At 63.2% G+C, this 13,637-nt stretch carries 15 protein-coding genes and 1 tRNA gene; 2 read left to right on the forward strand and 14 right to left on the reverse strand.

Annotation, left to right across the window (positions count from 1 at the left end):
• Window positions 1-1,350, reverse strand: a complete 1,350-nt coding sequence (locus tag CKV91_RS07665; RefSeq protein ID WP_065860542.1) for a M20/M25/M40 family metallo-hydrolase — start codon at window positions 1,348-1,350, stop codon at window positions 1-3.
• Window positions 1,351-1,493: 143 nt separating this feature from the next.
• Between CKV91_RS07665 and CKV91_RS07670 the strand changes: the two genes are divergently transcribed.
• Window positions 1,494-1,580 (forward strand) — tRNA-Leu (locus CKV91_RS07670).
• A 304-nt stretch (window positions 1,581-1,884) separates the two neighbouring features.
• On the opposite strand, the gene CKV91_RS07675 is transcribed toward CKV91_RS07670, so the two are convergent.
• Complete coding sequence (locus CKV91_RS07675) at window positions 1,885-3,519, reverse strand: coiled-coil domain-containing protein (RefSeq protein ID WP_021104708.1); 1,635 nt, start codon at window positions 3,517-3,519, stop codon at window positions 1,885-1,887.
• 297 nt (window positions 3,520-3,816) lie between these two features.
• Here CKV91_RS07675 and CKV91_RS07680 point away from each other — a divergent pair, with 297 nt between their 5' ends.
• Window positions 3,817-4,041 (forward strand): CsbD family protein, encoded by a 225-nt coding sequence (locus CKV91_RS07680; protein ID WP_021104707.1) that lies wholly within the window; start codon window positions 3,817-3,819, stop codon window positions 4,039-4,041.
• Window positions 4,042-4,282: 241 nt separating this feature from the next.
• Here CKV91_RS07680 and CKV91_RS07685 read toward each other — a convergent pair whose 3' ends face one another.
• The 12 genes from CKV91_RS07685 to CKV91_RS07740 all read right to left on the reverse strand — a co-directional run bounded on the left by CKV91_RS07685 (window position 4,283) and on the right by CKV91_RS07740 (window position 13,622).
• Window positions 4,283-5,437, reverse strand: a complete 1,155-nt coding sequence (locus tag CKV91_RS07685) for a DNA-processing protein DprA (RefSeq protein ID WP_021104706.1) — start codon at window positions 5,435-5,437, stop codon at window positions 4,283-4,285.
• A gap of 2 nt (window positions 5,438-5,439) precedes the next feature.
• Window positions 5,440-6,975, reverse strand: coding sequence for a YifB family Mg chelatase-like AAA ATPase (locus CKV91_RS07690; RefSeq protein ID WP_065860541.1), 1,536 nt, complete (start codon window positions 6,973-6,975; stop codon window positions 5,440-5,442).
• Window positions 6,972-7,397, reverse strand: a complete 426-nt coding sequence (locus CKV91_RS07695) for a YraN family protein (protein WP_036957845.1) — start codon at window positions 7,395-7,397, stop codon at window positions 6,972-6,974. The genes CKV91_RS07690 and CKV91_RS07695 overlap by 4 nt, the downstream gene beginning before the upstream one ends.
• Before the next feature lie 149 nt (window positions 7,398-7,546).
• Window positions 7,547-7,855 carry a DUF2469 domain-containing protein gene (locus tag CKV91_RS07700; protein ID WP_021104702.1) on the reverse strand — a complete coding sequence of 103 codons (309 nt, stop codon included), beginning with the start codon at window positions 7,853-7,855 and terminating at the stop codon, window positions 7,547-7,549.
• Window positions 7,852-8,508, reverse strand: coding sequence for a ribonuclease HII (locus CKV91_RS07705; RefSeq protein WP_231933858.1), 657 nt, complete (start codon window positions 8,506-8,508; stop codon window positions 7,852-7,854). The genes CKV91_RS07700 and CKV91_RS07705 overlap by 4 nt, the downstream gene beginning before the upstream one ends.
• A gap of 46 nt (window positions 8,509-8,554) precedes the next feature.
• Window positions 8,555-9,334 (reverse strand): signal peptidase I, encoded by a 780-nt coding sequence (lepB, locus tag CKV91_RS07710; RefSeq protein ID WP_394370486.1) that lies wholly within the window; start codon window positions 9,332-9,334, stop codon window positions 8,555-8,557.
• Between the two features lie 204 nt (window positions 9,335-9,538).
• Window positions 9,539-9,892: a 50S ribosomal protein L19 gene (gene rplS / locus CKV91_RS07715; RefSeq protein ID WP_021104699.1), complete on the reverse strand. Its 354-nt coding sequence runs from the start codon at window positions 9,890-9,892 to the stop codon at window positions 9,539-9,541.
• 243 nt (window positions 9,893-10,135) lie between these two features.
• Window positions 10,136-10,840 carry a tRNA (guanosine(37)-N1)-methyltransferase TrmD gene (gene trmD, locus CKV91_RS07720; protein WP_021104698.1) on the reverse strand — a complete coding sequence of 235 codons (705 nt, stop codon included), beginning with the start codon at window positions 10,838-10,840 and terminating at the stop codon, window positions 10,136-10,138.
• The gene (rimM, locus tag CKV91_RS07725) at window positions 10,837-11,361 is read right to left on the reverse strand and encodes a ribosome maturation factor RimM (RefSeq protein ID WP_021104697.1); all 525 of its coding nucleotides are present in this window, start codon (window positions 11,359-11,361) and stop codon (window positions 10,837-10,839) included. Before rimM ends, trmD begins: the two co-directional genes overlap by 4 nt.
• A gap of 130 nt (window positions 11,362-11,491) precedes the next feature.
• Window positions 11,492-11,746 carry an RNA-binding protein gene (locus CKV91_RS07730; protein WP_021104696.1) on the reverse strand — a complete coding sequence of 85 codons (255 nt, stop codon included), beginning with the start codon at window positions 11,744-11,746 and terminating at the stop codon, window positions 11,492-11,494.
• 2 nt (window positions 11,747-11,748) lie between these two features.
• The gene (gene rpsP, locus CKV91_RS07735) at window positions 11,749-12,183 is read right to left on the reverse strand and encodes a 30S ribosomal protein S16 (protein WP_021104695.1); all 435 of its coding nucleotides are present in this window, start codon (window positions 12,181-12,183) and stop codon (window positions 11,749-11,751) included.
• Window positions 12,184-12,452: 269 nt separating this feature from the next.
• Entirely contained in the window at window positions 12,453-13,622 is a 1,170-nt protein-coding gene (locus tag CKV91_RS07740) for an amidohydrolase family protein (RefSeq protein WP_065860610.1), read from the reverse strand.
• Window positions 13,623-13,637: the final 15 nt, after the last annotated feature.

A 13,637-nucleotide genomic window follows, 5' to 3' on the forward strand; every position in this document is an offset into this window, starting at 1 on the left:
TCAGGACTCCCCCAGAATTCGATCGACGACACGGGCACCGAACTGCAGTGCGTCGAGTGGGACGCGCTCGTCGACACCGTGGAACAGCGACAGGAACTCAAAGCCCTCGGGCAGACGCAGCGGGGTGCATCCGTAGCAGTCGATGTGACGACCATTGGGCAGTTCGCCAAAGCCCTTGCCATCGGTGCCGGCAGGATTGAGGAAGGGCAGTACGACGGCACCATCGTCCTCGGCCTGCAGGGCCCTCGTGATGGCATCCACGGCAGGCCCGCGCCACGGCGCCTCCACCGAGGGTTTGGTACTGATCGTCTCGAACTCGATCCCCTCGCCGGCAAGTTCCTTGATGGTGGCGATCATCTCGTCCTCGTGACCGGGGATGAATCGGGCATCCAACTCGGCAGTGGCACGACTGGGAATGACATTGGCCTTGTACCCGGCGTCGAGCACGGTGGGGGTGACCATGTTGGTGCACCCGGACCCAGCCATGAGCGCCAACGGCCCCAGTGGGGCAAGCGACCTCTCCACGTTGTCACGGTCGATGGTGAGGTTCCACAGCTCGGCAGCCCTGGCGAGGAACTCCTCCTGCACGGGATGGCGTAGATCTGGCCACTGATGACTTGCGATCCGATTGACGGCTGCAGCGAGCCGAGTGACGGCATTGTTCGGATTGTGCATCGACCCATGTCCGGCCAGGCCAGTGGTCTTCATGCGGAACCACCACAGCCCCTTCTCGGCAGACTGCACGACATAGGCGCGTTTGCCCGACGGGGTGGGCAGGGAGAATCCACCGACCTCACTGATGGCCTCGGTGACTCCGTCGAACACCTCAGGATGGTTCTGCCCCATCCAGGTGGAGCCCAGATCACCCGAACCTTCCTCGTCGGCGAAAAGGATGAATCGAACTGGACGCGACGGCACCTCGCCACGGCGGTGTCTGGCCCGAATGGCTGAGAGGATCATCGCAAGGAAGTCCTTCATGTCCAACGTGCCACGGCCCCACAGGAATCCATCGCGAATCTCGCCGCTGAACGGATCCACCGTCCAGTCCTCGGCGGCAACGGGGACGACATCGGAGTGGCCATGCAACAACAGGAATGGACGGGAGGTGTCCGTACCTTCGGGGACCCAGTCGGCCACCAGGCACGGACGCCCCTCCACGGCGCTGTACCGGGTGGACGTGACACCGATCTCGGCAAGCAGTTCAGCCACGACGTCGACAACCTCGGTCTCACCACGAGCTCCATTGGCCCCATAGTTGGATGAATCGATACGCACCAGACGCTGGCAGATGTCGATGACCTCGGCGTCGGGGGTGTTGGACACGACACTTGGTGAAGAGATGTCTACCATGACCCAATGATGCCACCGGCGATCGCCATGCCACGACCCGCCCAGATTCTGGGAGGTCGAACGTTGATTTGCATTGCTGCTGGATCTTCCACTACTATCCTTGTCTTGTCCGAGTGGTTCACACGTGATTCAGCAGGACACACGTCCGGGTGGCGGAATTGGTAGACGCGCTAGCTTGAGGTGCTAGTGGCCGCTTTTAGGCTGTGGAGGTTCAAGTCCTCTTCCGGACACAGTGGCGCAGACCGGTGGCCAGGTGAGAATCTTGGTCACCGGCCTTGTTGTTTCTCCGTGTGCTCCCGCTCCTCACATCCGTCAGCACAGACTTCTCGGAGCACGAGGCGGCACCCGTATCCCATCTGCTCACCTGCCACGCCCCGATCAAATGCTTCCATCCATACCTGATCTGACGACCGTCTGGACACCCCTCAGGAACCTGCGGGGACAAGACTGGGGTGTGAGGATGCCAGTCAATGAACGTCCTTCAGCTGTCCGAGCGGCCGGGAACACTCAAGTAGAAGAAGCAGAACCTGCTGCTCAGCGTTTGCGACGCGGAATCGTGATCCCCATGGCGAGGGTCAGGGATGCTGCGATGTAGCCCAGACTGCTCACCGGATCGGAGTCGACACCGGTGGGTGGCAGTCCGATGTGTACCGGATTGTCCACTCGTCCACCCGGCTGCTCAGCCACCCTGTGGTGCGACACGTCGGTGAGCGTCGTGGTACCAGCTGTGGCAGGTGGAAACTCGAAGGCGGTCCTTGCGCTCTGATCCGTTCCTCGGCTGGTGGTGGCGGAAAGAGTTTCTCGTTCTCGACCAGTGTTGGTGGAAAGATGGGTGGCGAGGGCTTTCTCGGCCTTGTCCAGATCAGCCACAGCTGTCCGGTACCTGGCCAAGGCGGCGGCGTACGCAGCAGAGTCCTCCGCCTCGGTCGCAGCTACCTTCTCCAGAGCCGCCTTGGCATACTCCGCAGTGGCACGAGCCTGGACAAATTTCTTGACAAGGGCATCGATGGTGGGGTCCTCGCCGAAGGATCCCGCTGCAATGAGATCGTCGATCATGACGTTGCTCCAATGGGCCAGACGCTCATCAGCAGCAACCTTGTCTGCTTCCGCCTTCTCCACAGCCGAGGACGTGGCACCAACCATTCCAACGGCATCTGCGCGCTCCTGACTGGCCTCCTGCACAACAGCACTGGCCTCGGCCACGCGCTGCTGGGCGTCAGCGTCGGCCTTCCTGGTCTCGGCAAGATGGTGCCGGGCAGCATCCAGCGTAGCCCGGGCCTGGGCACGACGTGCAGCGAGATCGGAGTCTGCGGAAACCGCGGCGTCGTGAGCCTGAGTGGCTCCCTCGGCCTTCTTCTCCGCGGCGGAGACGACCTCCTCGGCCTGAAGCCTGTTCTTTCTGGCATCCTCCAATGTGCGCTCAGCCTCGTTCCAGACACGCAGGGCAGCGTCAACCCTGGCTTGGAGATCCGTGGGTGAATCCACGCCTTGCTCGGCTGCGGCCAGAGCAGCCCTTGCCTGATCCAACTCAGCCGTCGCTTGGTCGACAGCACTCTGAGCGGCCTGACAGACGCCCTGGGCATGCACCTCGGCCTTCTGCGCCTTGGCAAGCTCATCCCGGGCAATGGAGTTCGCCTTGTCAGTGTCAGCGACCTTCGTGTTGGCCCTGTCCAGTGCCGCGTCGGCCGCGTCGGCAGCCTTCCTGGCGTTTTCGTACGCTGACCGGGCGGCGTCGTGGTCGGACTTCGTCATGCGAGAGTTCTGCTTGGCTGCCTCGAAGGCCTTGCGTGCCTCAGTCAACTTGTCCCCGGCCTTCATGGCCTGCTTCTCGGTGCTGACCGCACGTTTCCTGACAGCGGCCAGCGACGCATGAGCGGCGTCAAGACTGGTCTGGGCTGCTACCACGCCAGCAACGTCATTGGCCACCGTGGCCTTCAGGGCTGCTGCGGTCTCGTCGCGAGTGGACGATCCCCGTTGCTTCGTGTTCGCCACCGTGTTCTTGGCCTCAGCGAGACTGTTGACGTACTCGTTGTGCTTCTGGGAAGTTGCGGTGGGGACGGCCGAGGTATCTTCTGCGGCAGCCGTGGTGGGATGCGCAGCTGCCATGATGGCAGAAACGGCCAGTGGAACGGTCACGAGACCGGCAATGAATGGGGTGCGTGCATTCATGGCACAAACCTACGCCATCTCGGCGTGACATCTCACATGGATGGTCGTTCCGTGCTGGTCGCCAGACGCCCCTCGCTGCGGAGTGCTCACGCCTTGGTCACGCAGTACCCTGCCTCGACATTGCTGTGGGCACACGCCACCGAATTCTTGGATTCAGCTCAGGAATAATGCACAACGACGTAGCGTTGTGTTCAGTGCTGGTACACACCGGCCTTGTGGAGCCATCCACAATGAGTGGATCCAGATGCTCGGGAACCTCGAGCGTCATTCCCACAACAGTTCACGAAAGGACTTGACATGGCACTTGACGACAAGATTCAGAGCAAGGGTGACGAGCTCAAGGGAACAGCCAAGGAAAAGATCGGGGAGGCCACCGACAGCCAGGACCTCAAGAACGAGGGCTCGAGCGACAAGGCCAAGGGCAAGCTCGGTCAGGTTGTCGAGGGGCTCAAGGATGACGTCAAGGAAGCCACCTCGAACCTCAACGACAAGATTTCCGAGGTTGCCGACAAGAACAAGTGAGCCGTCTCACTGAAACAGGCGTGTCGGCCCGATCTGGATCCGTCCAGATCGGGCCTTTTCCGTCTACCGATGGCATCGCCCATCCACTCCTCGCCCTGATCCATCTGCGGTGAGTATCAGTGCATGACTGACACATGCTTGGTGTCATTGAAGTCTTGGAACCACGTCCAGGAATCAGAACTGCGTGACGTCTGCATGCGTCACCATGAATTGCATGGGTGGGCGGCCACTCGGAAATCAGTCACATGCCGCACGCACCCCGCTGCCATGGTGGTACCACCGACCAGGTGCCATCTGATCCCCGCTGCGCCATCCCCAGCTCAGCCAGCTCCGCCAACAACGCCAGACACTCACTCACCGCCACTCCGGCATCGAGTGCGATCTCATCAACCCAGGATCCCCCGGAGGCCGGGAGCGCCTCGTGAACTGCCAACAGATCCGAGCGCAAGGTGTCAATCTGCCGCTGCGGCGAGCGCACTGGTGGCAGCTCAGGCTGCAGTGGGCCAATCTGGGCGCTGACGTCGTCGGCATCACGTACCAGAACAGCCTGGTTGTCTCGAATGAGCCGATGGGTACCTGCGGACATGGATGACGTCACTGGCCCCGGAATGGCCATCACAGGTCGCATGAGCGCATTGGCCCACATCGTCGTGTTCAGTGCCCCTGATCGAATCCCGGCTTCGACAATGACCACTCCGGACGACATTGCTGCGATGAGACGGTTGCGCGCCAGGAATCCAGGTTTGGTGGGATGGGCACCCGGCGGCACTTCTGAGACCAACACCCCATCGCAGGCGACCTGCTCCAGAACTGCAGTGTTTCCTCGCGGGTAGAGCTGGTCAAGACCACCTGCCTGAACGCTCACAGTGCAACCCCGCGCCGCCAGTGCCCCGCGATGCGCCGCCACGTCGACACCGAAGGCTCCCCCAGAGATGATCGTCCACGACGTGTGATCGGGAATGTCACTGCGCCGGGCGAGGTCAAAGGCCAGTTCCGAGGCAACGTCCTGCCCATAGCTCGTCGCAGCCCGGGATCCGACAATGGCCACACAAGTCGCGACACGGTTGGCGAGGTCGGCATGTCCGCGGGTCCACAGCCCCACTGGTGGCCCGCCCAGGTGCTCGTCGACAAAGTCGAGATCGCCCAGGCTCACCGGCCACTGCTCATCGGTGGGGATGAGGAATTCAAAACCCAGTTCCTCGGTGGTGTCCATGAGCCTGTCCACGCTCAACTTGTGAGCTCGTCTGGTACGAGCATCCTCCTCACTGCTGTGTGAGATGACGTCCCAGAGCTCGACTGCGCTCCTGTCGTGCAGTGCACGCCGCAACCAGGGATCTCCTGGAGGACACACGGCACACAGGCCGGCTCGGGCACGTCGTTCGTCGTCCCACGTCATGATCAATCCCCCTGCCGCAGTGCCATGGCCTGTCGAATGTGCGTGGCCGTCACGTCATCGCACCCAGCCAGGTCGGCCTCGGTCCATGCAATACGCAGTACCTTGTCGACTCCGCGTGCGGTGAGTTGTCTGCGTGCCAGGGCATCCTCGATGACCTGAACGGCCGCCGGTGAGGGAAGTCTTTTCCGAAGCTGTGAGCCGGGAACTTCTGCGTTGACGCGCCACGGAGTACCTGCCCAGCGCCGGGCAGCACGGTGGCGGGCCTCCTGGACGCGTTCTCCCACAGTCCTGCTCGACTCGCCCTGCGGCAGACTCGTGGCACCGACGAGATGCATCTTGGTGAGTGGACGCATATGTTGGTGGATGTCGACCCGGTCCAGGATCGGCCCGGAAATGCGGCTGGCGTATCGGAGCACCATCTGCGGTGTGCATCGACACCCGCCATCTCGGTCATCTGCCAGGCCACATGGGCAGGGATTGAGTGCCATGACGAGCTGAAACCGTGCCGGATAGGTGGTCTGGGCCTGGGAGCGACAGATCGTCACGTACCCGTTCTCCAGCGGACCGCGCAGCGCGTCAAGCACTCGCGGTGGAAACTCCGGTGCCTCGTCAAGGAAGAGCACCCCACGATGGGCCAACGACACTGCTCCGGGACGTGCCACACGAGCTCCTCCCCCGACCATCGCTGCCATCGACACGCTGTGGTGTGGCTCGGACAACGGGGGTGTCGTCATGAGCTCTTGGACCGTCCCATTGCCCATGAGGGAGTGCACCGCGGTGACCTCCAGTGCCTCCTTCTCATCCAGTGGGGGAAGGATCGTCGGTAGTCGCGCCGCCAACATGGACTTGCCACACCCCGGCGCCCCACGCAGCACGATGTGATGTCGACCTGCTGCTGCCACCTCCATGGCATGACGTGCCTCCAGCTGTCCGATGACCTCGGAGAAATCCCCTCGCCCAGCACTCGAGGGGCCTGCGGTGGAGGGCTGCGTGAGCGGCTCGTCAGCGTCCTCCTCACGTGGCGCACGCCCGTGCAACACATCGATGAGCTCACTGAGGTGCCCCACCGATGTCACGGCCATCCCCTCGACGAGCCTGGCCTCGGCCGCCTGTCCACGCGGGACGACGGCGCGGTGAAAGCCCGCCTCCCGAGCTGCCAGCAACGCTGGCAGTACACCCCGCACTGGCCGGACCCGTCCATCCAGTCCCAGCTCACCCAGCAGCACCGTCGAGGAGAGCATGGCCGTGGGGATGACTTCGTCTGCGGCCAGGGCTGCTGCCGCGATGGCAAGGTCGAAGTGGGTACCTGCCTTGGGCAGACAGGCTGGGGTGAGATTGATGGTCAGGGCCTGCGCGGGCCACGACAGGCCAGCTGAGGCCACGGCAGCTCGACACCGATCACGAGCCTCGTACAGCGAGGTGTCGGGCAGTCCCACCAGAATGGTGCGGGGAAGACCACTTGCGGTGGCGGCCTCCACCTCCACCATCGTGCCCGCCACACCGATGAGGGCAACTGACCGTGCACTTGCCAAGGTCATTGGCCCACCCCTCGCACATGAGTGATCTGCGGCTCGGCCGAGTCACGCCTCAGCACGCCGATGACGTCGACTCGAATGTGGTGGTGCTCCGGATGCTGACGTCGCCAGACCAGGGCCAGCTGAGTGAGCTTGTGAAGTTTCGCCGGGGTGATGGATTCCAGGGGCGTGCCGAAATCGGTGCCGGTACGGGTACGCACCTCCACGAGCACCGCCCAGCCCTCGTCATCGAGAGCGATGATGTCTGCCTCACCGATGTCCGTCACCCAGTTTCGGGCGACCATTCGCCATCCCAAGGACGTCACGTAGCGCGCAGCGACATCCTCACCCCACGCGGCGATGTGATGTCGATGTCCCTTCCTGGCTCGTAGCGCGGCGCCGCGAATCGTCGTAGGCACGTCCTGATCGACTGGTCTGACTGGCATGTGGACCACCTCCACGCCCATCTGATGCGGGGCAGACCGTCAACCGGCAGTTGTCCACAACCTCATTTTCGCAAGACCCGTGCCTCGCTGAGTTGTCCACAGGAATTGGCATTCCTCGTAATCTCGCGGTCACACGGCAGTTGGAGAGCTCAGGCCTCCGGAACCTCCAACTCGGAATGTGCGATCTCCTCGATGGACACGTCGCGGAAGGTGAGCACCTTCGCCGTCTTGACGAATCGCGCCGGTCGATACATGTCCCACACCCAGGCGTCGGCCATGGACACCTCGTAGTAGACGTCACTGCCTTCGGTGCGTACCTTCAGATCGACGGCATTGCACAGGTAGAAACGTCGTTCGGTCTCCACGGCATAGGTGAAGATACCGACGACGTCCTTGTACTCGCGATAGAGCGACAACTCCGCCCGGTTCTCGTACTCTTCAAGATCCTCGGTGCTCATGATGTAAGAACTCTAGCCGCTCGACGCACATTGGCGTAGGTCAATCGATGCTCTGGGCATGGCCCGAGGGCTTCCAGTCTCTGCTGGTGCAGCTTCGTCGCATACCCCTTGTGCACGGCGAAGTCATACCCGGGAAGACGCACATCCAGATCGATCATCATGCGATCGCGCACCACCTTGGCGACGATCGAGGCCGCGCAGACGCAGGCACACACGGCGTCTGCCTTCCACATGCCGACATTGCCGCAGTCCAACCCGTCGACGGCAAAACCGTCACTGATGACGTAGCCAGGCCGAACTGCAAGACGATAGCTGGCTCGTCTCAGCCCCTGGATGTCGGCCTCCTGCATCCCCAGTCGATCGCACTCGGCTGCGGTGACCACTGCCCAGGACACGGCTCTCGCCTGGTCGGTGATCTCATCGAAGAGCCGATCACGGACCTTTGCGGTGAGTTTCTTGGAATCCGCGAGTCCGGGAATGCGACGCTGTGCAGAGTCGTCAAGGATCACGGCAGCTGCCACCAGAGGACCAGCACAGGCACCACGACCGGCCTCGTCGCAGCCAGCCACTGGCCCCAGACCGGCGCGAGTGAGCAGACGCTCGTGCCCTCGTATCCCAGTACCGACTCGCCAGCTGCGAGCAGCCGGTTCCAGAGTCACCCCAGGAGCACGGTTCGAGGAGTCACTCATCGGTCAGGGCTCAGGAGCACCCGGCATCATGCAGGGTGATGTCGGCCTTTTCGGGAGCCGAGGCCGACCGGTCCGCGATCCCGTCGAAGGTTTCCGGAGTGGAGAAGTGCGTCATGCGCGACAGGGGGGAGACGGTGAATTTTGCCGGCCCCACCACGTCATCGATGGGAATGAATGCGCTGGCCCCACGGTAGGCGCCGGGAGCCGGATCACTGAGATGACATCGTGAGTCTCCCGAGGCGTCGCGATGGTCCCCCATGACGAAGATACGGTCCCGGGGTACCCGTACCTCGAATCTCATCTGCGAGGGTTCCACTGGCACGCCATTGGTGCGATACAGGTAGGAGTTCTCGTCCAGCGGCTTGCCATTGACGCTCATTCGCCCCTTGGGACCGCAACAGGACACGGTGTCACCAGGCATCCCGATGACCCTCTTGATGAGGTAGTTCGAGCTCGTGTTGGGCAGCACGCCGACGAATTCGCCAAACTGTCCAGCAGCGGAACGCTTGGGAGGGTTGGCTCCCAACCAGTGACCAGAATCCTTGAAGACGACGATGTCGCCCCGCTTGAAGTCAGCTGGTTTGATGGCGGCGACACGATCACCGGGCTCGATGGTCTGCTCCATGGAGCCCGAGGGAATGACGAAGAGCTGACCCACGAAGGCTCGGATGACCGCAGAGATGACCAGTGCCAGAAGGAGGATGAGAACTATTTCCCGAATCCCCTTGAGGAGTCGAGTACCGACGCCGCCGGTTGAGGTACTGGTCTCGCCATGTGTTTTTCTGCTCACTGATCCATCCTGCTCGACATCGTCCATGATCCACTGCGGACCGGGGACGGGAAACAGCTTAGCCCGTCACGAGAAAGACTGATTCCTCAAAACTTGCCGAAGCGTCGACGGCACCGGATCACGGTCCATGACAAAAGCGACAGGTCACCGTGATCGATGATCTGCCGCTTTCTCCACATCGTGGAAACGTCTGAGGGCTCAGCCTCAACGGTTGGAGCCGCGCTCCTTGATCTTGGCGGCCTTGCCGTGCAGGCCACGCAGGTAGTAGAGCTTGGCGCGACGCACGGCACCGTGACGGTCCACCTCGATCTTGTCGATGATGGGCGAGTGCAGCGGGAAGGTGCGCTCGACGCCGGTACCGAAGCTGGACTTGCGGACGGTGAAGGTCTCCTGGACCCCGCCGCCGTCACGGGCAATGACGGTTCCTGCGAACACCTGAATACGCGACCGGTTGCCCTCGACGACCTTGACGTGCACCTTGACCGAGTCTCCGGCACGGAACTCGGGGATGTCGTCACGCATGGCGCTGCGCGCAATCTCGTCCAGAACGTTGCTCATGATTTTTCCTCGCCGGTGCCACAGGTCACCTGGTGGTCTGAAGACAGTGACATTCTCCGAACCCGAACGATCCCCCTGTGGCAGGAGCCGGGACGGACAACAGCGATATATTATGTCAGCTTTTCATGGTGAAGTCCACTTTTGACGTCGGTTTTTCGCAGCATCACCGAGCCACCCGGTCATGGCCATGATCCTGGGCAGTCGATCTCACGGGTTCCCGGTTCCGGCACGGGTGCGGACGTGTCACTCGTCAGTGAGGAGGTCCGGACGTCGACGTCGGGTGAGTTCTCGCGACTGTTCCCGGCGCCACTGCGCGATATGGCCGTGGTGACCACTCATGAGCACCTCGGGGACGTCCCAGCCACGCCAGGAGGCTGGACGGGTGTACACCGGGTACTCCAGCAGACCTTCCTGGTCCTGCGAGTAGGACTCCTCACTCAGTGACTCCGGATTGCCGAGGACGCCGGGAACCAGACGAACGATTGCCTCGGTCATGGCAAGCGCAGCCACCTCTCCCCCGTTGAGGACGTAGTCGCCCAGGCTGAGCTCATGAACGCTCCAGTGCTCGCTGGCATAGTCGATGACGCGATGGTCGATGCCCTCGTAGCGTCCACAGCAGAAGACGATGCGATCGGCATGGGACAGCTGCGCGGCGTCATCCTGCCGAAACGGCGTGCCCGAGGGGGTGGGTATGACGACGTGCACGCTGGGGTCTGGGTCGGCTCCGAGCAGGTCGTCGAATGCCTCCCCCCACGGATCGGGTTTCATGACCATGCCCGCCCCACCGCCACAGGGAGTGTCGTCCACCGTGCGGTGCCGGTCATGGGTCCAGGTGCGCAGATCATGGGCATGGATGTCGACAATCCCATTGTCGACGGCCTTGCCGAGCAGGGAGATGCCCAGCACGTCGAAGAACTCCGGGAAGATCGTCAGGTAGTCCAGTCTCATCGCGCCTCCTCAGCCTGATCGTCCAGCAGACCACCGGGTTCGGCAATCGTGAGTGTGCCCTGGTCGAGATCCACCTCGGGGACGAGGTCGCCGACGAATGGCACGAGGTGTTCCCCACCATTTGCCTCGATGACGAGGAGATCCTGGGCCGGTAGGTGGAGCACGTCGGTGACCTGCCCCAGCCGGCCGCCGGCCGGGTCGAGGGCACACAGCCCCCGGAGCTGACGGTCGTAGTACTCGTCCGGGTCGTCGGGCGACTCGTCGGGATCGACGTCGACGAACAGCTCGGCACCACGCAACCGTTCTGCCGCCGTGCGGTCGGTCACCTCGGCGAATCCGACGACGAGTGATCCCTTGAACCATCGGGATCGGGACACCGTGAGATCCCGGTCGGCGAGGCGAACATGTGCCCCGACCGCGAAGCGCATCTCTGGCTCGTCGGTGCGAACCCTGACGACAACGTCTCCCCTGAGCCCATTGGCTCGGCCCACCGTGCCGATGAGGACTTCTTGGTGATCCATGCTTCTCCTGTCCGCGCTCGTACGTCCCCTGCGTGCCCACGCTCATACGTCCTGTGTGCAACCCGTGCGGCCCCACACAGAGCAATGACCGTGGCCCCTCGGGACCACGGTCACATCAATGCTTCTGCTCTCAGCGGCGACGTGCGCCGCGCCGGTCAACGTCAACGAAATCGACGCGGACCTGCTCACCGCCGGACAGCGCCGAGATCACCGTGCGCAGTGCAGATGCGGTACGGCCCTGACGACCGATGACCTTGCCGATGTCGGAGGGGTTCACGCGAACCTCGAGCATCCGGCCTCGGCGCAGGTCCTTGTCGCGCACGCGGACATCGTCAGGATTGGCGACGATGCCGCTGACCAAGTGCTCCAGTGCGTCAGCGAGCATGATCAGGCCTCGTCGGAGGAGGACTCGGCCTCGTCGGCCTTGGCCTCATCGTCCTTGGTCTCATCCGCCTTCTTGGTGATGGCCTCCCGAGGAGCGTCATCCTCCTCGGCCAAGGCAGCGGCGAAGAGCTCGTCCTTGTCCTGACGGGTCGGCTGTGGGTCGATTCCGGCGGCGGTGGTGTCGCCGGTGAACTTCTGCCAGTCACCGGTGCGCTTGAGCAGGGCGATGACGGCCTCGGTGGGCTGGGCACCCACGCCGAGCCAGTACTGGACGCGCTCGGAGTCGACGGTGATCTCCGAAGGATCGCTCTTGGGGTGGTACTGGCCGATCTCCTCGATCGCGCGGCCGTCGCGCTTGGTACGCGAGTCCATGACGACGACGCGGTAGTGGGGGGTACGAATCTTGCCGAAACGCTTCAGACGAATCTTGGTAGCCACGTGTGTGGAATCTCCTGTTGATCTCACCCGGGAGGTCCCGGGACGTACGGGGTCGGACCATCATGATGTGGGGTCACCAGTCAGCTCCGAGAATGGACCACCCGAACGGCATTGAGAGGGCACCGGCCGGGCAGAAGCTCTCGATATTCTGCCACATTCGGGGGTCGGAGGCCAACCGAGCCACCAGCCAGTCCTGCCACAGTACAGTCACACACTGCAAGCCTTGCCGCACTCGCACTGTGGCTCCTACCAAACCTCTGACATGCTCATCACCTGTCGCGGAGCACCCGACCACGCAGGACGACGAACGTGGGATGGGCGATAGCCGTGACGTCGCGACGTGGATCGGCGTCGAGGACGAGCAGATCGGCTGCGGCACCAACCCCCAAACCGGCAGCCGTCTGGTCGCCTGTGAGCCAGCTGCGAGCTCGCCAGGACGCTGCCCCCAGGCCGAAGAGGGGATCTCGCAGCTGCGACAACAGACGGATCTCGGTGGAGATCTGGCCGTGGGCTATCGTGCCTCCGGCGTCGGTGCCCGCATAGACCGGAACCCCGGCATCAACGGCCTTGCCCACCGTGTCCACATGGCGTTGGTGCAGCGAACGCATGTGCGCGGCGTACACCGGGTACTTGGCCTCGGCCCGGGCAGCAATGTTCGGGAAAGTCTGGATGTTGACGAGCGTCGGCACCAGGGCCACCTGCCTGCTCGCCATGAGCTCGATCGTCTCGTCGGTGAGACCGGTGCCATGCTCGATGCAGTCGATTCCGGCTGCGACGAGCTGGGCGGGAGCCTCCTCGCTGAAACAGTGTGCCGTCACCTTGGCACCGAGTTCATGGGCTCGGGTGATGGCGGCACGTGCGACGTCGGTTGGCCACAGTGGTGCAAGATCACCGATCGACCTGTCGATCCAGTCACCGACGAGCTTCACCCAACCGTCCCCGGCCACGGCCTGTCGCTCCACCTCGGCGACGAGATCGTCCGGATCGACCTCGGCGGCATAGTTGCGGATGTAGCGCTTGGGTCGGGCGATGTGACGTCCCGCTCGAATCATCCGAGGCAGGTCGTCGCGGGCGTCGATCCAGTGCGTGTCGCTGGGAGACCCGGCGTCGCGGATGAGCAGGGTACCCACCCGTGACTCCACCCGGGCCTGCTCCTCGGCAGTCTCCCGGTCGACGGCTCCGTGGCCATCCAGGCCGATGTGATTGTGGGCGTCAACGAGACCAGGGATCACCCAGCACTCGGACGCCAGGGTCCGGGCATGCGGCAATGGCCCCTCGACGCACTGACCATCATGGATCCAGAGATCGCGAACCTCTCCAGCCGGAAGCACGACGCCGCGGATGTGCAGGTCCTGCGCCGGGGCGAGCCGTTGACCGGCGGGAAGGCGCGGGTGGGGATGGTCGTGACCGTGGAAATGCGGCAGCACCTGCTCGGGCATCCTCTGCTCAGCCAT

Source organism: Cutibacterium granulosum, assembly GCF_900186975.1.
Classification (GTDB): domain Bacteria; phylum Actinomycetota; class Actinomycetes; order Propionibacteriales; family Propionibacteriaceae; genus Cutibacterium; species Cutibacterium granulosum.